Source organism: Lysobacter helvus (assembly GCF_018406645.1).
GTDB lineage: Bacteria > Pseudomonadota > Gammaproteobacteria > Xanthomonadales > Xanthomonadaceae > Noviluteimonas > Noviluteimonas caseinilytica.
Genome location: NZ_AP024546.1, coordinates 2,052,078 through 2,071,636, shown reverse-complemented (window position 1 = coordinate 2,071,636; position 19,559 = coordinate 2,052,078). Strand labels below are relative to the sequence as shown.

Sequence of the window (19,559 nt, the reverse complement as noted above, 5' to 3'; positions counted from 1 at the left end):
CGCAGGCAAAGGGGGGTCAGGGCGTACCGAGGCCGCGATCGAGCAGCGCGATGGCGTGGTCGCGCATCGTGGTGGCATCGATGTCGTCGGCGGCGAACAGGCGGCGCCAGATCGGCGCGCCCGCGGCGGGGAACAACGTCAGGCCCACGAGCGAGGCGACCAGCAGGCGCGGATCGAGGTCGGGATTGAGCTCGCCGGCGTCCTGCGCGGCGGCGAAGCGCGCCGCGAGCAGTTGCGGGACCTGCGGCGCCATCGTCGTGAACAGCACTTCGCGCAGCGCACCGCCTTCGCACAGCACTTCGCGCACCCACAGCGGCGGCAGCCAGGGATGGCGTTCGACGGCGTCGCACATGCCGCGCACGAACCCGGCGACCAGGCCGGCGATGTCGTCGCCGGATTGCATCGTCGCGTTGCGCACTTCGGCGAACGCCGGCATCAGCCGTTCGGCGATCACCGCCTGCTGCAACTGCAGCTTGTCGCCGAAGTAGTAGTGGACGAGCGCCGGATTCACGCCGGCATCGGTGGCGATCTCGCGCAGCGTGGCGGCGGCGATCCCGCGGCGCGCAAAGCACCCGACGGCGGCGTCCAGGAGGCGGGCGCGCTGGTCCGGGCTTTCGCCCGTGGGACGGCCGGGGGCGCGCTGGTCGGCGCTGCGGGCGCGCACGGCCGGTTTGGCCGGGCTGCGGCCCGAAGCCTTGCGGGGCGCGGGTTTGGCGGGGGTGCGGGGCATGTCGTGCATATTTAATTCAGCAATGAATTAGGGGCAAGCGAGGTCCGACGGACGGTCCGCGGGGCCCTGCCCCCGGCCGTCCCCGGTGCGCTGCATTCCAATCCAGGGCCCGATCTTTTTGACCTACTTTTCCCGAAGCGCCCGTGATCGCCTCCAACACGACGCCGCGCTACGCTTGCCGCGATGAATGCACCCGCACAACGCGACTTCACCCTCGACCCGCCCGACAGCGAACGCCTCGCGAACCTCGCCGGCGCCTTCGACGCCCACCTGCGCCAGATCGAACTGCGCCTGGGCGTGGAGATCGCCAACCGCGGCAACATCTTCCGCATCACCGGTGCGGAGGCGAACGTGCAGCGCGCCGAGCGCTTCCTGCGCGAGCTCTACGCCGAGGCCGGCGAGGAAATCTTCGACGGCCACGCGATCAACATCCGGCTCAACGCCGTCGACGCCGATCCCGTGCGCGCCACCGACGGCATCGAACCGCAGGACGTCGCCATCCGCGTCAAGCGCGGCACCATCCGCGGCCGCGGCGCCAACCAGGGCAAGTACCTGCACGCGATCGCGACCAACGACATCAACTTCGGCGTCGGCCCCGCCGGCACCGGCAAGACCTTCCTCGCGGTGGCGATGGCGGTGGAAGCGCTCAACGAATCGCGCGTGCAGCGCCTGATCCTCGTGCGCCCCGCCGTGGAAGCCGGCGAAAAGCTCGGCTTCCTCCCGGGCGACCTCACGCAGAAGGTCGATCCCTACCTGCGCCCGCTCTACGACGCGCTGTACGAAATGCTCGGCGTGGAGAAAGTGATCAAGCTGCTGGAGAAGAACGTCATCGAGATCGCGCCGCTCGCGTACATGCGCGGCCGCACGCTCAACGATGCGTTCGTGATCCTCGACGAAGCGCAGAACACCACCATCGAACAGATGAAGATGTTCCTGACGCGCCTGGGCTTCGGCGCCACCGCCGTGGTCACCGGCGACCTCACGCAGATCGACTTGCCGAAGCACCAGAAGTCCGGCCTGCGCGACGCCATCGACGTGCTGCATGGCGTGGACGGCATCAGCTTCACCTTCTTCCAGGCGCGCGACGTCGTGCGCCATCCGCTGGTCGCGCGCATCGTGGATGCGTACGACGCACGCGATGCGCAGGACGCCTCGACAGGAAAGAATCCATGACCCGTGGTCCGGTCCGACTCGATGTCGGCGTCGAATACGCCGTCCCGCGCGCCGGCCTGCCGGCGGCGGTGAGCTTCCGCAAATGGGTGGCCGCCGCGCTGCAGGGCCGCATCCGCGAGGCGGACCTCGCCCTGCGCATCGTCGGCACCAAGGAAGGCCGCGCCCTCAACCGCCATTACCGGGGCAAGGACTACGCGACCAACGTCCTGAGCTTCCCGGCCGACCTGCCCGAAGGCGTGAAGCTGCCCCTGCTCGGCGACATCGTCCTGTGCGCCCCGGTGGTGGCCCGCGAGGCGAAGGAACAGAAGAAGCCCCTGCTCGCCCACTACGCCCACCTCACGGTCCACGGCGCCCTGCACCTGCTGGGCTGGGACCACGAGGACCCGCGCGACGCCGAGGCGATGGAGGGCCTGGAACGCGAGATCCTGGCCGACCTCGGGATCGAAGACCCCTACGCCCTCGAGTGAAACGGCCGTTTCACCGAACCTGCGCACTTCCGCGCTAGACTCGCCGCCCGTTCGTTCCGCGTTGCCCGGAACTGCTTTCCCCCCGCCCATGGCCGACGACGACAGTCCCCAGCAGCACGAAGACAAGAGCCGCCGTACCTGGCTCGATCGCATCACCGCCGCCCTTTCCGGCGAGCCCACCACCCGCGAGGATCTCGTCGAGTTGTTGCGCGACGTGCAGGCCGATGGCCTGATCGCGGCCGACACCCTGCGGATGATGGAAGGCGCCATCGCGGTGTCCGACCTCACCGTGGGCGACGTGATGATCCCCCGCGCGCAGATGGTGGCGCTGACCCCGGAAGCCGACCTGATGACGCTGATGCGCCAGGTCGTCGAGTCCGGCCATTCGCGTTATCCGGTGCATGGCGAAGACAAGGACGAGATCCTCGGCATCCTGCTGGCCAAGGACCTGCTGCGCGGCGTGGTCGCCGAACACGCCCCGGCCAGCGTGCGCGAACTGCTCCGTCCCGCGGTGCTGATCCCCGAATCCAAGAAGCTCAACGTGCTGCTGCGCGAGTTCCGCCAGTCGCGCAACCACATGGCCATCGTGATCGACGAGTACGGCGGCGTCGCCGGCCTGGTCACGATCGAAGACGTGCTGGAACAGATCGTCGGCGACATCGACGACGAGCACGACGAAGCCGTCGACGAGAACCAGCTGATCGCCGCGCAGGCCGACGGCCACTTCGTGGTCGATGCGCTCACGCCGATCTGCGATTTCAACGAACGCTTCGGCGCCGATTTCGACGACGACGAGTACGACACCATCGGTGGCCTGCTCACCGCCGCGATCGGCCACCTGCCGGAAGCCGGCGAGGAACTCACGCTGGGCCGCTTCGGCTTCCGCGTCGCCCGCGCCGATGCGCGTCGCCTGCACGCGCTCCATGTCAGCGTGCATGCGGACTCCTGACCGCTTCGCGCAACTGCTGATTGCCTTCGCGCTGTGGCTCTTCGCCACGGTCGCCTTCGCCACGCCGCGCATCGGCGTGATGACGATGCAGCCCGGCGAAATCTTCTTCGAACGTTTCGGCCACAACGCCATCGTCGTCGCCGATCCCGATGCGCCGGGCGGGCCGATCTCCTACAACTTCGGCTTCTTCGACCTCGACGAACCGGGCTTCATCGGCCGCTTCGTCAAGGGCGACATGGAATACATGCTCGTCGCGCTGCCGCTCGAGCAGGACCTCGCGTATTACCGCGACGTCGGCCGCGGCGTGTCGATCCAATGGCTGGATCTCACGCCGCAACAGTCGGAAGACATCGCCGCCGCGCTCGCCGAGAACGCGAAGCCCGAGCACGCGCGCTACCGCTACGAATACTTCACCGACAACTGTTCGACGCGCGTGCGCGATGCGGTCGACCGCGCACTCGGCGGCGCCCTGCAACGCCAGCTCGCGGGCCGTTCGCAGGGCAACACGTATCGCTACGAAGCCGTGCGCCTCGCCTCGCCGGCCTGGTGGATGGGCACGGGGTTCGACATCGGCCTGGGCCCGTACGCCGACAAGCCTTTGTCGCGCTGGCAGGACGCGTTCGTCCCGATGCGCCTCGCCGACAGCCTGCGCGAAGCCCGCAACAGCGCGGGCCGCCCGCTGGTGTTGTCCGAGAGCGTCCTCGTCGAACACCGCCTCGCCCCCGAACCGCCGGACGCCCCGCGCCGCTGGTGGCCGTGGCTGCTCGCCGGCCTGGTCGCGGCCGGACTGGTGCGCATGCTCGCCGCGCGCGCGCCGCGCCTGCTCGGCGGGATCGCGCTGCCGTTCTGGACGGTGCTCGGGCTGCTCGGCCTCCTGCTGGCTTTCATCTGGTGCTGCACCGCGCACGTCGCGGGCTGGGCCAACCACAACCTCCTGCTGTTCTCGCCGCTGTGCCTGCTGTTGCTGCCCGGCGCCTGGGCGATGCTGCGCGGGGGCGCGACGTCGCGTTTCCACGGCATCGTCCGCTACGTGGTGTTCGGCGGCGGCGTGCTGGCGCTGGCGCTGCAGTTGCTGCCGGGGGGCCAGGTGCAGATCGCCTGGCTCGCGTTGCTGCTCCCGATCCACGCCGCGTTCGCATTCACCCCGCGCCCACGCTGACGCGATGCTTGCCCCGGCCCCGTCCGACGGGGCACGATCCGGGCAATGAACGATCCCGCCGCCCTGCCCGCCTGCGTCATCAACTGCGTGGTGTACGACCGCCACGGCAAGCGGCGCGACATCAGCCTCGATGCGATCAGCGACGTGCTGGCCGTCGATGACGGCAGCTTCGTCTGGGTGGGCCTGTACGAACCCGAGGACGCGCTGCTCGACAAGCTGCAGGAAGAATTCGGCCTGCACGACCTGGCGGTGGAGGATGCGCAGCACGCGCACCAGCGCCCGAAGATCGAGGCGTACGGCAATTCGCTGTTCGTCGCGGTGCACACCGCGCAGATGATCGACGACCACATCCGCTTCGGCGAAACGCACGCCTTCCTCGGCGCGCGTTACCTCGTGACGGTGCGGCACGGCGCATCGCTGTCCTACGCGCCGGTGCGCACGCGCGTGGAGCGCGAACCCGAACTGCTCGCCCTCGGCCCCGCCTACGCGCTGTACGCCGGGCTCGACTTCATCGTCGACAACTATCTTCCGATCGTCTCCGAGTTCCGCGATTCGCTGAACGCGCTGGAGAAGGACATCTTCGCGGAGAGCTACAGCCGCGACACGGTGGTGAAGCTGTACGAGCTCAAGCGCGAACTCACGCAGCTGCGCCTGGCGGTCTCGCCCATGCAGGACATCCTGGCGCAGCTCACGCGCATGCACGGCGGGCTGGTGCCGGAAGAAGTGCGCCTGTACTTCCGCGACGTGCTCGACCATGCCGTGCGCATCAACGAAAGCACCGACACGCTGCGCGAGATGCTCACCGCGGCGATGAGCGTCAACCTCGCGCTGGTCACGGTAAACCAGGGCGAGGTGGTGAAGAAGCTCGCCGGCTGGGCCGCGCTGCTCGCCGCGCCCACGCTGATCACCAGCTGGTACGGCATGAACTTCAGGCACATGCCCGAGCTGGAAGGCCGCTACAGCTACGCCATCCTCGTGGTGGTGGTGGGCGCGGTCTGCATCGGCCTGTACCGCTATCTCAGGAAAGTCCGCTGGCTGTAGGCCGCGCGACGGGGAGTTCGTGCATGCGCTGGATCAAGGGGCTGGGCTGGGCCGCGGTGGCGGTGTTCGCGGCGTGTTGCCTGGGCGTGCTGGCGTTGTCGCGCGGCGAAACCGTCGGGGCGATGTGGGTCATCGCGGCGTCGATCTCGGTGTTCGCCATCGGCTATCGCTTCCACGCGCGCTACATCGCCACCCACGCGATGCAACTCGATCCCTCGCGCGCGACGCCCGCATGGCGTCGCAACGACGGGCTCGATTACGTGCCGACGCAGAAGGTGGTGCTGTTCGGGCACCACTTCGCGGCCATCGCAGGCGCGGGTCCGCTGGTCGGTCCCGTGCTCGCGGCGCAGATGGGCTACCTGCCCGGACTGTTGTGGATCCTGTTCGGCGTGGTGCTCGCGGGCGCGGTGCAGGACATGCTGGTGTTGTTCCTGTCCGTGCGGCGCGACGGGCGTTCGCTCGGCGAAATGATCCGCAACGAACTCGGCGCCGCCGCGGGCGTGACCGCGATGATCGGCATCCTCGCGATCATGGTGATCCTGCTCGCAGTGCTGGGCCTGGTCGTCGTCAAGGCGCTCGCGGTGAGTCCGTGGGGCACCTTCACCGTCGCGATGACGATCCCGATCGCGTTCCTGATGGGCGCATGGCTGCGCTGGTGGCGGCCGGGCCGCATCCTCGAAGCGTCCGTCGTCGGCCTGGTGCTGTTGCTCGCGTCGATCTGGTGGGGCGGCCACGTCGCGGCATCGCCAACCTGGGCGGCGCTGTTCACCTTCGACGGCAAGGCGCTGGCGTGGATGCTGATCGCCTACGGCTTCGTCGCCGCCGTGCTGCCGATCTGGATGCTGCTCGCGCCGCGCGATTACCTGTCCACGTTCCTCAAGCTCGGCACCGTGGCGTTGCTGGCGGTCGCGATCTTCATCGCGATGCCGCAATTGCAGATGCCGGCGGTCACGCGCTTCATCGACGGCAGCGGGCCGGTGTTCGCGGGCAGCCTGTTCCCGTTCCTGTTCATCACGATCGCGTGCGGGTCGATCTCCGGCTTCCACGCGCTGATCGCCTCGGGCACCACGCCCAAGATGATCGCGAACGAACGCGAGATCCCGGTGATCGGCTACGGCGGCATGCTGATGGAAGCCTGCGTCGCGGTGATGGCGCTGGTGGCGGCGTGCGTGCTGGACCCGGCGGTGTACTTCGCGATGAACGCACCGACGGCGGCGATCGGCACGACGGTCGAATCTGCCGCGCAGGCCATTTCGCAATGGGGCTTCGTGGTCACGCCCGACGTGCTCGCGCAAACCGCGCGCGACATCGGCGAGACGACGATCCTCTCGCGCACCGGCGGCGCGCCCACGCTGGCCGTGGGCATGGCGCAACTGCTGCACGGCATCGTGGGCGGCGGCGGGATGCTCGCGTTCTGGTACCACTACGCGATCCTGTTCGAAGCCTTGTTCATCCTCACGACGCTCGACGCGGGCACGCGCGTGGCGCGCTTCATGATCCAGGAGGTGGTGGGCCTGGCCGTGCCGTCGTTCCGGCGCACGGAAAGCTGGACCGCCAACCTCGTGTGCACCGCGCTCGCGGTGTCGGGCTGGGGCTGGTTCCTCTACCAGGGCGTGGTCGATCCGCTCGGCGGCATCAACACCTTGTGGCCGCTGTTCGGCATCGCGAACCAGATGCTCGCGGGCCTGGCGATGATCTTCGTTTGCGCGGTGCTGGTGAAGATGAAGCGCGAGCGCTACCTGTGGGTCGCCGCGTTGCCGACCGCCTGGCTGCTCGCGTGCACGCTCACCGCCGGGTGGCAGAAGCTGTTCCATGCCGATCCGAAGATCGGGTTCCTGTCGAACGTGCGGCGTTACACCGACGCCCTCGCGCACGGCGAAGTCCTGGCGCCGGCGAAGTCGCTCGACGACATGCGGCGCGTGCTGCTCAACAACCAGATCGACGCGGCGTTGTGTGCGTTGCTGATGGCGGTGGTGGTGCTGACGCTGGTTTTCGCGACGCGGGCGGCATGGCGGGCGCGGCGCGCGGACCTGCCGACGGCGCGGGAGAGCGACTATGTGGCGCTCGATGCGGTTCGCTGAGCAATGGCGCGACGCCTGGCGCGCGGCGCTGCAGACCGCGCGGCTGGCGATCGGCGTGCCGGATTACGACGCCTACGTCGCCCACGTGCGCGCGCATCATCCCGGCGACGTGCCGATGACGCGCGAAGCGTTCTGCGTCGAGCGCATGCATGCGCGCTACGGGCGCGGACGGTCGCGGTGTTGTTGAAGCTTGCGCTGCCTCTGACTCAATAACGCGAGAGCGGCTTCCCCCACCCGTCCTGCTGCCGGCGATCCTTGCCGCTGCGGCGATCTTCCTTCGTCAGTTCGAAGCGGATCATTTCGCGGCGATCGTGGTTCTGGCGGCGCTCGCCGCCGCGGCGACGTTCCGGACCGTGGTAGCGCACGCCGTCGTTCGGACCGTGGTGATGCGTTTCCATGCGAGTTCCCCCTGGCATTGCGCGAGAACGTCCACTGCGCGGCGTGGAGGCGGCGTGAACGCGAAAACATCGCGAAAACGCCGCTAATTCCCCGATATGCACCGTTGGTCGTCGAATGGCCGAGCTGGCCGAACTCGTCCGTTTCCTTGGCCAGCGACAACGTGTCAGGGCGCGTTCCTCGCGAACTCCCAACGCAACCAACGGACATCACGAGGTGCATCCATGATTCGCAACATCCCGCGCCGGCGCGCCATCAAGCTGGCGGTGCTCGCCACCGCGCTCAGCGCCTCCACCGCCTTCGCCTGCATCTGCTCGAGCGGCATCATCCTCGTCAAGAAGTTCTACGACGCGAACGCGAACGGCATCCACGATCCCACCGAACCACGCCTGCGCGACTGGCCGATGACGCTGGGTTCGGCGAGCCTGGGCGACATCGCCACGCTGCTCACCGATTCGTTCGGCTATGCGCAGTTCAACGGCGTGATCCCCGGCACCGACTACACGATGTTCGAAGCCGTGCCGGTCGAAGGCAACTGGTTCCAGTCCAAGCCCGTCGACGCGGGCGGCGATCCGATCAATCCGCAGACCGGCATCGTCGTCACCGTGGGGCACACCACGCAACTGAGCTTCGGCAACTACTGCACGAAGGGCAGCGGCGGCAAGACGCCGGGCTTCTGGAGCAACAAGAACGGCCAGGCGACGATGCTGGATGGTTCGCCCGCCAGCCTGTTGCCGGAACTCAACCTGCTCGGCAGCCTCAACCTCGTCGATGCCAACGGCGTCGGGTTCAACCCGGTGGACTATCCGTCGTTCCGCACGTGGCTGCTCGACAGCAATGCGACCAACATGGCGTACAAGCTCTCGTCGCACCTGGCGGCGATGCAGTTGAACGTCGAAGCCGGGTTCGTCAGCGGCAACGCGATCTACGCGCCGTTCGGCGGCACGGTCAACGAACTGATGGCGCTGGCCAATGCCTCGCTGGGCAGCGATCCGTACACGCCGTCCGGCCACCCGGAACGCGCTTACCAGGAACAGCTGAAGGACTACCTCGACGCGCTGAACAACGGCGCCGGCGTGGTCAGCCCGACGCCCTGCAAGCGCACCTTCACGACCACGTACTGACACCGCGCACCTCGAGACGCTTCCCCCTGTTGCGTCGAGAGTGGAACGCCCCGTGGAAACACGGGGCGTTCTTTTTGCGAAGGCGCCTCGCATTCGGCGCGAAACAGCAGCGCACTCCGCGCGTCCGACCAGCGCGAGATCGCGACCTTTCCACGCGCTGCACTAGAAACCCGAACACCGCCGACCACGCGCCGATGGAATCCGGCGACTGCGTCACATCCTCGCGTCCACGAGAAAACTCTCGTTCGTCCACGCCGTGCATCCGCTGGCGCGCGTCCCGCCCCGTTGCCTCCACTGCGATCGGATTTTCCCGGCCACGCATGAGGACGCACGATGACGCCACGCACCCCCACCGCCCTGTCCACGTTCTGCGCGCTGCTGCTCGCATCGCCGGCCTACGCGCTCGAACCGGCGCCCACGACCGAGTGCGACGGTCCCTTCGGCGATGCGACGCAGGACTGCGACAACGCGCTCCCGGTCGCGGGCGCATCGTGGTTCGACGCGCGCATCGGGGCACCCGTCGCCGCGTTGCTCGGCTTGCACCTGCTGTCCTCCGACGAGGCACCGGTCGCCCCTGCGTCCACGCCCGCGACACCCGCGACGACGCCCGCCACGCCCGTCGGCGTGTCCTCGCGCCTGTTCGACGCGGACGGCCTGGAAGACGGCACGCAGGATGCACGCGCCACCGGACCGCATGCGGTCGCCGCAGGGGCGCGTTCGCTGGCCACCGGCCAGTACGCCATCGCGGCAGGGTTCGAATCGGTTGCACTCGGACGCCATGCGTTCGCGGGAGGCGTTTCGGCGCACGCGCTCGGGGATTTCTCGATCGCGCTCGGCGGTACCGCGTATGCGACGGGCGTGTCATCGATCGCCATCGGGCCGAGCGCCTTCGCCGCGCACGATGACGCCATCGCGCTGGGCCAGTGGACGCAGACCGACCGCGCACGCTCGGTCGCGTTCGGACTGCGCCAGCTCACGCAGGTCGCCGCCGGCACTGCGCCCACCGATGCGGTGAACGTGCAGCAACTCGAAGCCGCGCTGGCCGGCGTGATGCCGGTCGCCGCGACGCCGCGCTACTTCAAGGCGTCCGGCAACGACGACGGCAGCGACGATGCGCTGGTGGTCGGGCGCGACAGCGTCGCGGCCGGTGCGTCTTCGCTCGCGCAGGGCGACGACAGCACCGCCGTCGGCGGCTACGCGCTCGCGGTCGGGGATCGCAGCGTCGCGCTGGGCAGCAACGCATTCGCCGACGGCGAAGACAGTCTCGCCACCGGCAACAACGCGGCCGCGATCGGACAACGTGCGATCGCGCAGGGCGCCGGCAGCGTCGCGTTCGGCGACGACAGCGTGGCCACCGGTTACCAGGCGCAGGCGATGGGGCGCAACGCCGTATCGCATGGCGCGTTCGCCTTCACCGAGGGCGCGGATACCGCTGCGTTCGGCGTGCGCGCCCGCGCCGTCGGCGACTTGAACATGGCCTTCGGCGCCGACAGCTTCGCCACCGGCAACGGGGCCGCGGCCTTCGGTGCATGGAGCGAAGCGAAGGGCGTGCAGGCCACGGCGGTCGGCACGGGCGCGTTCTCGTACGGCTGGCGCAGCACCGCGATCGGCGGCGCGGCGTACGCGCGTTCGCTGAACGCCACGGCGATCGGCTTCGACAGCGATTCAGCGGGCGACAGCGTGGCGGTGGGGTCGTATTCGTTCGCCGATGCGAATGCCACCGCGACGGGCCATCGCAGTTACGCGAACGTGCAAGGCACGGCATTGGGCAACTGGACGGTCGCCGGCGAGCGCAGCGTCGCGGTGGGCAACGATGCACGCGCCGGCACGCAGGCCGCCGCCGTCGGCATCTACAGCACGGCCGACGCGTTGCGCGCGTCGGCGTTCGGCGCGGAAGCGCGGGCTTCGGGGATCGCGAGCACCGTTGCGGGCTATCGGAGCCTCGCGATGCCGGAGCGCGCGTTGGCGCTCGGCGCATGGGCGAACGCCAGCGGCGAGCGCGCCAGCGCGATCGGGACCGGCAGCGCGGCACAGGCGGCGCACAGCGTCGCGCTGAGCGAAGGCTCGCTGGCGGACCGCGCCAACACCGTGTCCATCGGCGCCGCGCAGGCGTGGACGGATCGCGGCAACGTGGCGCACGCGATGCGCGCACGGCAACTGGTGAACGTCGCGGCGGGCGCGGAAGGCACGGACGCGGTGAACGTCGACCAGCTCAACGCGGCGATCGGCACGGTCGCCGACGGCGATGCGAATCGCTACTTCGCCGCGCACGGCAAGCGCGACCGCAGCGACGATGCGAGCGCTGCGGGCATCTCCGCAATCGCGGCCGGCGCGAATGCGCACGCGGCCGGTGCCGAGTCGGTAGCGATCGGCCATGCCGCGCACAGCGCTTCGACCGGCGGCATCGCGATCGGCGCACGCGCCGAAACCACGCACACGAACGCGATCGCCATCGGCGCGAACAGCCAGGCGGTGGCGACCAACACCGTCGCCTTCGGCCCCAACGCCACGTCCGCGGCGACCAACGCCCTCGCCTTCGGCGCCAATGCGCAGGCGCTCGCGCTCAACAGCGTGGCCATCGGCGCGCAATCGAGTGCGATGCGCGCCAACACCGTGTCCTTCGGCAGCGCGGGCGCGGAACGCCAGCTCACGCACGTGGCCGCCGGCACGCAGGACACCGACGCGGTGAACCTGGCGCAGCTGCGCCAGCATGTAAATGCCTTCGGTGTGCGCGCGGCCGCGTTCGACAGCGGCGTGGCCCAACTCGACGCCTTGCACCAGCGCGTGGCGATGCTGGAATCCACGTTCAACGCATCGGCGCCGATGCAGGAAAGCGCGGCGCCATCGCGCCCCGCCACCGGGCACGACGTGGCGCAGACCGAGGCCGTCGTCGCCACGGCCAACCGCTACGCCGACACCGCCGCACAGCAGAGCGTCCAGCAGGCCACCGCGTATGCCGACCTCCAGATGCAGGCGTTGCAGGGCCAGCTCGATGCGTTCGAGACCCGCGTGGACGCGCGATTCATCGACCAGGACCGCCGCATCGACCGGCAAGGCGCGATGAGCGCGGCGATGACGCAGATGGCGATCAACACCGCGGGCCTGCGCACCGACAACCGCCTGGGCATCGGTGTGGGCGGCGCGCATGGCGAAGCGTCGATGGCCGTGGGCTTCCAGCGCGCGTTGAGCGAGCGCGCGACCTTCAGCCTAGGCGGTGCGTTCTCCGAAGGCGGCGAGCACTCGCTCGGCGTCGGCGTCGGCTTCGGCTGGTGACTTTCCCCTGCGCGGGCGGGTCCCGGCCGCGCGTCTTTTTTCGCCGCACCCGCGGCTTCCACGAGGAATCCTGCATGACCTCCATCCGCTTCCCCCGCGGTGCGTTGCCGTGCGTGGCGACGCTCGCAACCCTGCTGGCTTCGCCCGTCGACGCGCACGCGCAGACTGCTTCGCCGCTGTACGTCGTGCCGCTGGCCACCACTACCGAAGGCCCGGCCAGCCAGCGCATCATCGTGAAGTTCCGCGACGGCACGCCCGAGCAGCGCCAGCGCACGGTCGCGACGCAGCGCATCGCCGACCTGTCCGCCCACGCTTTGCGCACGACGACGCGCGTGGTCGCGCGCGATGCAATCGTGCCGGCCAACGCAGGCTTCGTCGGCATCGCGCCGATCACGCGCCTGGCCGTCGGCGCCGATGTGGTGCGGTTCTCGCTCCCGCTCGCGCGCGGCGACGCCGAAGCCATCGCACGCGAGATCGCGAAGGATCCGTCCGTGGAATACGCCGAAGCCGAGCGCATCGCGCAACGCACGGACGAACCGAACGACCCGTGGTACAGCGGCCCCATCGAACGCTCAGGCGTCACGTACACGCACCTCCAGTCCGACCTGTACGACCCGAAGGGCGGCATTGCCGCGCCCGGTGCATGGGCGCAGGGCGCGCGCGGCAACGGCATCGTGGTCGCCGTGCTCGACACCGGCATCACCGCGCATCCGGACCTCGACGGCAACGTGGTCGATGGCGCGGGGTACGACTTCCTGAGCGATCCGTTCTTTTCGGGACGCGAAACCGCCGATCGCCAACCCGGCGGATGGGATCCCGGTGACTGGACGCACGGGCCGCCGTGGTCGACCGCAGGCTGCCCTGCGCGCGACAGCAGCTGGCACGGCACGCACGTGGCGGGCACGATCGCCGCGGTCACGAACAACAAGGTCGGCATTGCGGGCGTGGCAGGCGATGCAAAACTATTGCCGGTGCGCGTGCTCGGGCATTGCGGCGGTCCGCTCGCGGACATCGCGGATGCCATCACCTGGGCCTCCGGCGGCGCGGTCGATGGCGTGCCCGCCAATGCGACGCCCGCGCATGTCATCAACATGAGCCTCGGCGGCGGCGGAAGTTGCCCGGCGTACCTGCAGTCGGCGATCGACGGGGCACGCGCGCGTGGCAGCACGATCGTGGTCGCGGCCGGCAACAGCAACGTGGATGCCGCGGGGGCGACGCCTGCCAACTGCAAGGGCGTGGTGACCGTCGCCTCCAACGGGTTGACGGGCAAGCGCGCGCATTACTCCAACTTCGGCGCGCCCGTGGACGTCGCCGCGCCCGGCGGCGGCCGCTACGTCAACGATGGCAGCAGCGGCGCCTTGTGGATGCCGCACGGGTTCATCTGGTCGACGTGGAACACCGGCAAGACCGTGCCCGCGACGGCGGACTACGCCGGGATGGCCGGCACGTCGATGGCCGCACCACACGTGGCCGGCATCGCGGCGTTGATGCAGGGCGCGGCGAGCGAACACCTCGCGCCCGACATCGTGGAGCGCTACCTGGTCGGCACCGCGCGCGCATTCCCGGCCACGCCGGACCAGCGCATCGGCGCGGGCATCGCGGATGCAGGGGCGGCGGTCTCCGCGGTGATCGCCGGCGTGATCCCGCCACCGCAACCGGTGCGCGTGTCCAGCGGGCAACTGGTGTCGAACCTCGTCGCATTGCCCGGGCAGGCGCACGCCTTCGTCATCGACGTGCCGGCGGGTGCGAGCCGCGTGACGTTGCGAACGTTCGGCGGCACCGGGGACGGCGACATGTACGTCAGGTTCGGGAGTCCTGCGGGCACGGCGGCGGGCGACCACGATCACGCGTCGGTTCGCCCGGGCAACAACGCGCAAATCGTCGTGCAGCCGTCGCAAGCGGGCGAGTACCACGTGCTGCTGTCGCCGACGCGCGCCTACCACGCGATGCATTTCCAGGCGACGGTGCAGTAGCACCGATGGCCCCGCTTCGCACGGGAGCGGGGCCACGGCTGCGATTGTGCAGGCGTGGATCGGGAGCGTTCCGACCATGGACGGTGACTTTCCGGCGTGCTTACCGAAGGCAACAGGCATAGACCATGTGTCCCGGGCCCAATGCCCATTGCCGGAGACACCGCATGAAACGCTTCGTCGTTGCCAGCCTGTCCGGATCGCTGCTGTTGTCCGCCACCACCTTCGCCCAGTACACCGGTCCCGCGCAGGAAGCCGCCGCCGGCACGGGCTACCAGGGTCCGAGTTCGATCCCGACGATGACCGCCGCGCAACTGGTGGCCGAAGGACGCGACGACCAGTACGCGCGCCTGCAAGGCAACATCGTGTCCCACGACGGCGGCCACGAATACACGTTCGCGGACAGCAGCGGGCGCGTGACCGTGGAGATCGCAGGCAACCGCTTCCCCGCCGGACAACCGATCGCCGCCGACCAGCGCGTCGAACTGGTGGTGGAAGTGGACAAGGACGTGCTGGGCACGGAATTCGAAGTGGAGAAGATCCGCGTGCTGCGTTGATCGTCAACGCGATCGACCCCGCTTCGCGACGAAGCGGGGTCGTGCGGGATCACCAGCGGTACTTCATCCCAAGCTGCCCCTGATACGTGCGCGTCGCATCCGCGAACTGCAGGCCCAGGCTGCCCCACCCGGCCCAGCCCTTGCCGAAATCCACCGTCAACCCGGCGTTGCCTTCGTACATCACCGGATCCAGCGCGAGGTCCACCGCCTGCCCATCGAAGCGGATCGCGTTGCCGGTGTCGTTGTGCCACGCGTTGAACTCGGCGAAGGGCTGCACTTCCTTGACGATGCCGTAGAGGCGCACGCCGAGGCGGGTGGTCAGGCCGCCGTCGCCGTGCGGTGCGACGACGGTCCCGTTCGCCTCGACGTGCGTTTTCGCGTCGTAGTCGGTGTTGATCAACTGCAGTTGCGGTTGCAGGTAGAGCGCGAGGCCGTCGCGCGCATGGATCGGAAAGGCATAGCCGCCTTCCAGCGACGCCGACCACGCACGCGCGTCGTATGACTCCTGCACCAGGCCCTCGCCCTGCACCGTGTGTTCGTACGTCGCGCGCTGCACCCACGCATCGACGGACAATCCGCCGCGCTCGGACGCATCCTGCACCCACGTGCCGAACAGCGCCGCCGCCTTGCCGCGGACTTCGCCATTCGCGCGGTACAGCGTGGGCAACGACACATCGCGCGTGTCGGCCTCGGCCCGGTTGAGCGTGGCGCCCACCGTGACCGCGCCCATCGCCGTCTCCCACGCATGCAGCGTGCTGCCGATCTCGAGCCCGCGATGTTCGGCGCCGATGTCGACCTGGCCCGCGCCCGCGGTAGCGCTGAACTGGCCGCGCGTCACGCGCACCCATGCGTTGCGATCCAGGGTGTCCTCGTGGCGCAGGCGGCCGCGATCGTCGTGGCGGTGCACGAACATCGCCGTCGCCATCGCCTGGTTGGCGAGGTACGCGCCGGTCTCGGGGCGATAGACGGGCGTGATCGGCGTGCCCGGATCGACCGGCGTTTCCTGCGCGAGCGCCGAACGCAGGTACCAGTCGCCGTCGTTCGGATCCGCGATGCCGCCCTGGTGGAGCGAATACTCGTACGCGCCGCCGACCGCACGGCTGGCCAGCGCGAACGTGCCATCGGACGCACCGTCGACCCGCACCACCTGGATCCCGTCCGCGTTGGTCTGCATGCCCGCGCCACCGGCGTTGGTGACTTGCACGTGCGTGGTCCCGCGCGTGTTGCCTTCGACGACGAGGCGATCGGTGCCCGCGTCGTCTGCGGCAAGATGCGTGTTGAGCGCGAGCGTGCCGCCATTGCCGGCGTAGTCGCCATGGACGGTGAGGGTCTTGAACACGCCGCCGCCGGGTTCGGCGAACCCGACGGTGCCCGCGAGGTTCAGAGATTGCACGTCCGAATCGCCGGAAAGCGTCCAGTTCGACCCGGTGTCCATGGTGGTCGTGGCGCCGTTCGAGATCGTGCCGTTGAGGATCGCGTTGTTCCGCAGCGTGAGGTCGAGCACGCCGGTCGGCGCCGCGGTCAGCGCGCCCACGAGATCGACGCCGTCGAACACCGTCGCGAGGCCCGCCCCACCCGCCACTTCGACGAGCGTGTTGTCGTCGGCCTGCAGTTGCGCGCCGTTCGACACGGTGAGCGAATGCGTGCCGGACCTGGCGATGATCGCGGATCCCGCGGATTGCAGGCTTCCGCCCGACACGGTGAGCGCGCTGCTGCCGGCCGCCGACTTGAAACTCACCGCGTTGTCGCCGCCGGTGACGGTGGTATCGATGAGCGTCGCCGAACCACCGTTGGTCAACCGCACGCCGGTGCTTTGCGCGGACGTGATGGAGGCACCGGTGGCCTGGAACATCGATCCCGCATCGGTGACGCCGACGGCGGCAGCGCCTGCGCCGGTGGCCTGCACGGAAGCGCCATCGAACGTGATCGAACCACCGGTGCTCACGTCGGCCCCGGTGCCGCCGATCGTCGTGATGCGCGTGCCGTTGCTGACGTTGATGACGCTGCCGGCATCCTGCGCGACAAGTCCGCGTCCGGCGGCGGAGGTTGCATCTACCGTGCCGCCGCGCAGGGTGATGACGCCGGCGGTGAGGGCCTGCACCACATCATTGCCGTTGGCGCGGATGGCGACATCGGTTGCGTTGATTCGTCCGTCGTCGGACGCCGCCATGAGCGCAACCGCCGCATCGGTGGTGACGGATCCGCGCGTCAACGCGAGGATCCCGTCGAGGGACGTCGCGCCGTAAGCGTTGACACCCGTCGTGCGGATGCTGGTATCCGTGGCCGAGATGGCGAGAGACCCCGCCGTGGTGTTCGCGGCAATCAGCCCCCCTGCGTTGCTGCCAGTAGTCACGATGGTGCTGTTGCGCAGGACGACGGAGCCACCGTTCGTGTCCACGTAGACACCGAATGCCGTACTTCCCGACGTCGCGACGTCGACGCCGGTCATGTCGATCGTGCCGCCGTTGAACGTCATCATCCCCATGGCGTTATTGCCCGCGGTCCTCACGACAACCGACGTGCCCTCGATACGCGATCCTGCATTCTGCGCAGACAACGCATGTCCGAGCGGCGTGCTTCCCGTGTCGTAGGTACCGCTGGCCGTGTGCGTCAAACCGTCGCTGACGTTCAGCGACTGCGCCGCCACCTGCGGCGCCATCCACAATGCCACCATCGCGACGCCCACGGCTTGCGCCAGCGGCTGTCGCGCGAAAGAACGAAATGCCATCGAATGCTCCCTGGAAATGCGTGCGCCGGTGCTGCGCGTTGCAGCCCATCGATCGCGGAACGGCCACGCGGCGTAGCCTGCGGCCTGCACGCGCCCGGGAGTAGTGAGAATTTTCCGCGCAGACGCGCGACGCGTTTTGTCTACGGACGCACGATTGCATCTGCCCCGCGGGCCAACGCCGCCATTGCACGAATCGTCATGCCTTGCGCTTCGAATCCGAAGCGCGCCGGGCGGAGCAATCGACGCGTGATCGAAGAACACTCGCTACACCGACCCACGACACGATCCCCAAGCTGGCCGCCCTTCCGAGGACCCGGCCATGGCACGTTTTCGTCCGTCGCTGCACATCGCGCTCGCGATCTGTTCGACGCTGCTGCTTTCCACCACCGCCTGCACCGCATCACGCGAAACCCCGTCCCACGCCGAGCGCCGCATCGCGGCCGACTGGATCCTGATGGTGGCAGACGTCGGCGATGCCTACGCCGCAGCGCCGCGCAACCTGCAACCCGCGTTCCCGCACTGGAAGTCGCTGCCCGCGCAGTGGCGCGTCGAGGGCCATCTCGTCGGCAACGATCGCCCGCCGCTGCACGATGCGTCGAAAGCACCCATCCCCACGATGCATGGCGTGCTCGCGCGTACCGACGATGCGCATGGCAACGCGGCCTACGCCGTCCTGCTGCGCGGCACCGTCGGTACGGACGAATGGGAAATCGATGCGTTCTTCCCGCATCGCGCCGGGCCGTGGCCCGACAGCGGCAAGGTGCCCGGCGGATTCCTGGACTTGTACGAATCCCTGGCGTTCGTGCCGCGCACCGGCGACGCGCAACCCACCCGCGCGGCCGAAGCCTTGCGCAACCACATCGGCGAAGCGCCCGTCACCGTCGTCGGCCACAGCGCGGGGGCGGTGCTGGGCACCTATCTCACGCTCGACCTGGTGCACGACGCCACCACCAATCGCGTCGCCGGCCGCTTCTTCGCCTCCGCGCGCCCGGGCGATGCGGCGTTCGCGGCCGCCTATGCACGTGCCGTCACCGACCATCGCGCATACGACAACGTGCGCGACCTCGTGCCGCACTTGCCGCCGGACCTCGGCCCCGATGGATTCAAGCCGTTGGCCAACATCACGCCGCTGGATCCAACACGCCTGCGCGTGCACCTGCGCGACACGCCGGGCTGCAACCACCACGCGGTGAGCTATGCCGCGTTGCTCGACTTCGCGCGCATGCCGCTCGCGGCCTGGCAGGCGCGCCTCGCCGACAGCCAGCAACCGCGCGACTGCCTCGTTCCCGTGCCCCCACACCGGACGTTGCTGCCATGACCGACAACCTCATCGATCTCTCGCACTGGCAGGCTCCGGTGGATTTCGCGCGTGTCGCAGGCAGCGGCATCGTCGCCGCGATCGGCAAGGCCACGCAGGGCGCGATGGGCGTTGATCCGATGTACGCGCAGTACCGCAGCGATGCGCTGCGCGCAGGCTTGCGGTGGGGGTCGTACCACTTCGGCACCGCCGATGCGCCCGCGTTGCAGGTCGCGCATTACCTGCAGGTCGCATCGCCTGCCGACGTGGAGGTGATGTGCCTGGATTTCGAAAGTGGCGCCGGCATGTCGCTCGCACAGGCGCGCGCGTTCATCCAGGGCATCGAAAGCGCGACGGGCCGCCTGCCGATGCTCTACGGCGGTGCGTATCTCAAGAGTTGCCTCGCGGGCAAAGCGGATCCCGTCCTGCAACGCTGCGCCCTGTGGCTCGCGCAATACAGCGAGTCCGCCATCGTGCCGCCGGGCTGGGACCGCTGGACGCTGTGGCAATTCACCGACGACGCCCGGGACATCCCGGGCGTCGCACGCTGCGACCGCAATCGCTACGCGGGCAGCGACGCCGACCTGCGCGAACGCTGGCCGGCGCTTTGATCC

At 69.2% G+C, this 19,559-nt stretch carries 16 protein-coding genes; 13 read left to right on the top strand and 3 right to left on the bottom strand.

The features are described 5' to 3' along the window. Positions 1-16: 16 nt before the first annotated feature. Positions 17-730 (bottom strand): TetR/AcrR family transcriptional regulator, encoded by a 714-nt coding sequence (locus LYSHEL_RS10045; RefSeq protein ID WP_213433914.1) that lies wholly within the window; start codon positions 728-730, stop codon positions 17-19. A 183-nt stretch (positions 731-913) separates the two neighbouring features. Between LYSHEL_RS10045 and LYSHEL_RS10040 the strand changes: the two genes are divergently transcribed. The 7 genes from LYSHEL_RS10040 to LYSHEL_RS10010 all read left to right on the top strand — a co-directional run bounded on the left by LYSHEL_RS10040 (position 914) and on the right by LYSHEL_RS10010 (position 7,787). Next, the gene (locus tag LYSHEL_RS10040) at positions 914-1,903 is read left to right on the top strand and encodes a PhoH family protein (RefSeq protein ID WP_213433913.1); all 990 of its coding nucleotides are present in this window, start codon (positions 914-916) and stop codon (positions 1,901-1,903) included. After that, positions 1,900-2,370, top strand: coding sequence for an rRNA maturation RNase YbeY (ybeY, locus tag LYSHEL_RS10035; RefSeq protein WP_213433912.1), 471 nt, complete (start codon positions 1,900-1,902; stop codon positions 2,368-2,370). Before LYSHEL_RS10040 ends, ybeY begins: the two co-directional genes overlap by 4 nt. An 88-nt stretch (positions 2,371-2,458) precedes the next feature. After that, complete coding sequence (locus tag LYSHEL_RS10030; RefSeq protein WP_213433911.1) at positions 2,459-3,319, top strand: CorC family transporter; 861 nt, start codon at positions 2,459-2,461, stop codon at positions 3,317-3,319. Beyond that, entirely contained in the window at positions 3,306-4,478 is a 1,173-nt protein-coding gene (locus tag LYSHEL_RS10025; protein WP_244858503.1) for a lipoprotein N-acyltransferase Lnb domain-containing protein, read from the top strand. The genes LYSHEL_RS10030 and LYSHEL_RS10025 overlap by 14 nt, the downstream gene beginning before the upstream one ends. Before the next feature lie 45 nt (positions 4,479-4,523). After that, the gene (locus tag LYSHEL_RS10020; RefSeq protein ID WP_213433909.1) at positions 4,524-5,519 is read left to right on the top strand and encodes a magnesium and cobalt transport protein CorA; all 996 of its coding nucleotides are present in this window, start codon (positions 4,524-4,526) and stop codon (positions 5,517-5,519) included. Positions 5,520-5,542: 23 nt separating this feature from the next. After that, positions 5,543-7,600 (top strand): carbon starvation CstA family protein, encoded by a 2,058-nt coding sequence (locus LYSHEL_RS10015; RefSeq protein WP_213433908.1) that lies wholly within the window; start codon positions 5,543-5,545, stop codon positions 7,598-7,600. Then, on the top strand, positions 7,587-7,787 hold the full coding sequence (locus tag LYSHEL_RS10010; RefSeq protein ID WP_244858501.1) for a YbdD/YjiX family protein: 201 nt from the start codon (positions 7,587-7,589) through the stop codon (positions 7,785-7,787). The genes LYSHEL_RS10015 and LYSHEL_RS10010 overlap by 14 nt, the downstream gene beginning before the upstream one ends. Positions 7,788-7,806: 19 nt before the next feature. On the opposite strand, the gene LYSHEL_RS10005 is transcribed toward LYSHEL_RS10010, so the two are convergent. Next, complete coding sequence (locus LYSHEL_RS10005; RefSeq protein WP_213433906.1) at positions 7,807-7,998, bottom strand: hypothetical protein; 192 nt, start codon at positions 7,996-7,998, stop codon at positions 7,807-7,809. Between the two features lie 222 nt (positions 7,999-8,220). On the opposite strand from LYSHEL_RS10005, the gene LYSHEL_RS10000 reads away from it, so the two are divergent. The 4 genes from LYSHEL_RS10000 (at position 8,221) to LYSHEL_RS09985 (ending at position 14,920) form a co-directional block, all read left to right on the top strand. Beyond that, positions 8,221-9,120 (top strand): hypothetical protein, encoded by a 900-nt coding sequence (locus LYSHEL_RS10000; protein WP_213433905.1) that lies wholly within the window; start codon positions 8,221-8,223, stop codon positions 9,118-9,120. Between the two features lie 333 nt (positions 9,121-9,453). Further along, positions 9,454-12,393, top strand: a complete 2,940-nt coding sequence (locus LYSHEL_RS09995) for a YadA-like family protein (protein WP_213433904.1) — start codon at positions 9,454-9,456, stop codon at positions 12,391-12,393. Between the two features lie 74 nt (positions 12,394-12,467). Next, on the top strand, positions 12,468-14,366 hold the full coding sequence (locus LYSHEL_RS09990; RefSeq protein ID WP_213433903.1) for a S8 family peptidase: 1,899 nt from the start codon (positions 12,468-12,470) through the stop codon (positions 14,364-14,366). A gap of 164 nt (positions 14,367-14,530) precedes the next feature. Then, positions 14,531-14,920, top strand: coding sequence for a YgiW/YdeI family stress tolerance OB fold protein (locus LYSHEL_RS09985; protein WP_213433902.1), 390 nt, complete (start codon positions 14,531-14,533; stop codon positions 14,918-14,920). Between the two features lie 49 nt (positions 14,921-14,969). On the opposite strand, the gene LYSHEL_RS09980 is transcribed toward LYSHEL_RS09985, so the two are convergent. Continuing rightward, positions 14,970-17,648, bottom strand: coding sequence for an autotransporter family protein (locus tag LYSHEL_RS09980; RefSeq protein WP_213433901.1), 2,679 nt, complete (start codon positions 17,646-17,648; stop codon positions 14,970-14,972). A 319-nt stretch (positions 17,649-17,967) separates the two neighbouring features. Here LYSHEL_RS09980 and LYSHEL_RS09975 point away from each other — a divergent pair, with 319 nt between their 5' ends. Together LYSHEL_RS09975 and LYSHEL_RS09970 are read left to right on the top strand one after the other, a co-directional pair. After that, positions 17,968-18,966 (top strand): lipase family protein, encoded by a 999-nt coding sequence (locus LYSHEL_RS09975; protein ID WP_213433900.1) that lies wholly within the window; start codon positions 17,968-17,970, stop codon positions 18,964-18,966. Further along, positions 18,963-19,556, top strand: a complete 594-nt coding sequence (locus tag LYSHEL_RS09970; protein ID WP_213433899.1) for a glycoside hydrolase family 25 protein — start codon at positions 18,963-18,965, stop codon at positions 19,554-19,556. The genes LYSHEL_RS09975 and LYSHEL_RS09970 overlap by 4 nt, the downstream gene beginning before the upstream one ends. Positions 19,557-19,559: the final 3 nt, after the last annotated feature.

Excerpts from the sequence above, each read along its gene's own strand:
- LYSHEL_RS10045 (WP_213433914.1), bottom strand. The coding sequence starts at position 730 with ATGCCCCGCACCCCCGCCAAACCCGCGCCCCGCAAGGCTTCGGGCCGC.
- LYSHEL_RS10040 (WP_213433913.1), top strand. The coding sequence starts at position 914 with ATGAATGCACCCGCACAACGCGACTTCACCCTCGACCCGCCCGACAGC.
- ybeY (WP_213433912.1), top strand. The coding sequence starts at position 1,900 with ATGACCCGTGGTCCGGTCCGACTCGATGTCGGCGTCGAATACGCCGTC.
- LYSHEL_RS10030 (WP_213433911.1), top strand. The coding sequence starts at position 2,459 with ATGGCCGACGACGACAGTCCCCAGCAGCACGAAGACAAGAGCCGCCGT.
- LYSHEL_RS10025 (WP_244858503.1), top strand. The coding sequence starts at position 3,306 with ATGCGGACTCCTGACCGCTTCGCGCAACTGCTGATTGCCTTCGCGCTG.
- LYSHEL_RS10020 (WP_213433909.1), top strand. The coding sequence starts at position 4,524 with ATGAACGATCCCGCCGCCCTGCCCGCCTGCGTCATCAACTGCGTGGTG.
- LYSHEL_RS10015 (WP_213433908.1), top strand. The coding sequence starts at position 5,543 with ATGCGCTGGATCAAGGGGCTGGGCTGGGCCGCGGTGGCGGTGTTCGCG.
- LYSHEL_RS10010 (WP_244858501.1), top strand. The coding sequence starts at position 7,587 with ATGCGGTTCGCTGAGCAATGGCGCGACGCCTGGCGCGCGGCGCTGCAG.
- LYSHEL_RS10005 (WP_213433906.1), bottom strand. The coding sequence starts at position 7,998 with ATGGAAACGCATCACCACGGTCCGAACGACGGCGTGCGCTACCACGGT.
- LYSHEL_RS10000 (WP_213433905.1), top strand. The coding sequence starts at position 8,221 with ATGATTCGCAACATCCCGCGCCGGCGCGCCATCAAGCTGGCGGTGCTC.
- LYSHEL_RS09995 (WP_213433904.1), top strand. The coding sequence starts at position 9,454 with ATGACGCCACGCACCCCCACCGCCCTGTCCACGTTCTGCGCGCTGCTG.
- LYSHEL_RS09990 (WP_213433903.1), top strand. The coding sequence starts at position 12,468 with ATGACCTCCATCCGCTTCCCCCGCGGTGCGTTGCCGTGCGTGGCGACG.
- LYSHEL_RS09985 (WP_213433902.1), top strand. The coding sequence starts at position 14,531 with ATGAAACGCTTCGTCGTTGCCAGCCTGTCCGGATCGCTGCTGTTGTCC.
- LYSHEL_RS09980 (WP_213433901.1), bottom strand. The coding sequence starts at position 17,648 with ATGGCATTTCGTTCTTTCGCGCGACAGCCGCTGGCGCAAGCCGTGGGC.
- LYSHEL_RS09975 (WP_213433900.1), top strand. The coding sequence starts at position 17,968 with ATGGCACGTTTTCGTCCGTCGCTGCACATCGCGCTCGCGATCTGTTCG.
- LYSHEL_RS09970 (WP_213433899.1), top strand. The coding sequence starts at position 18,963 with ATGACCGACAACCTCATCGATCTCTCGCACTGGCAGGCTCCGGTGGAT.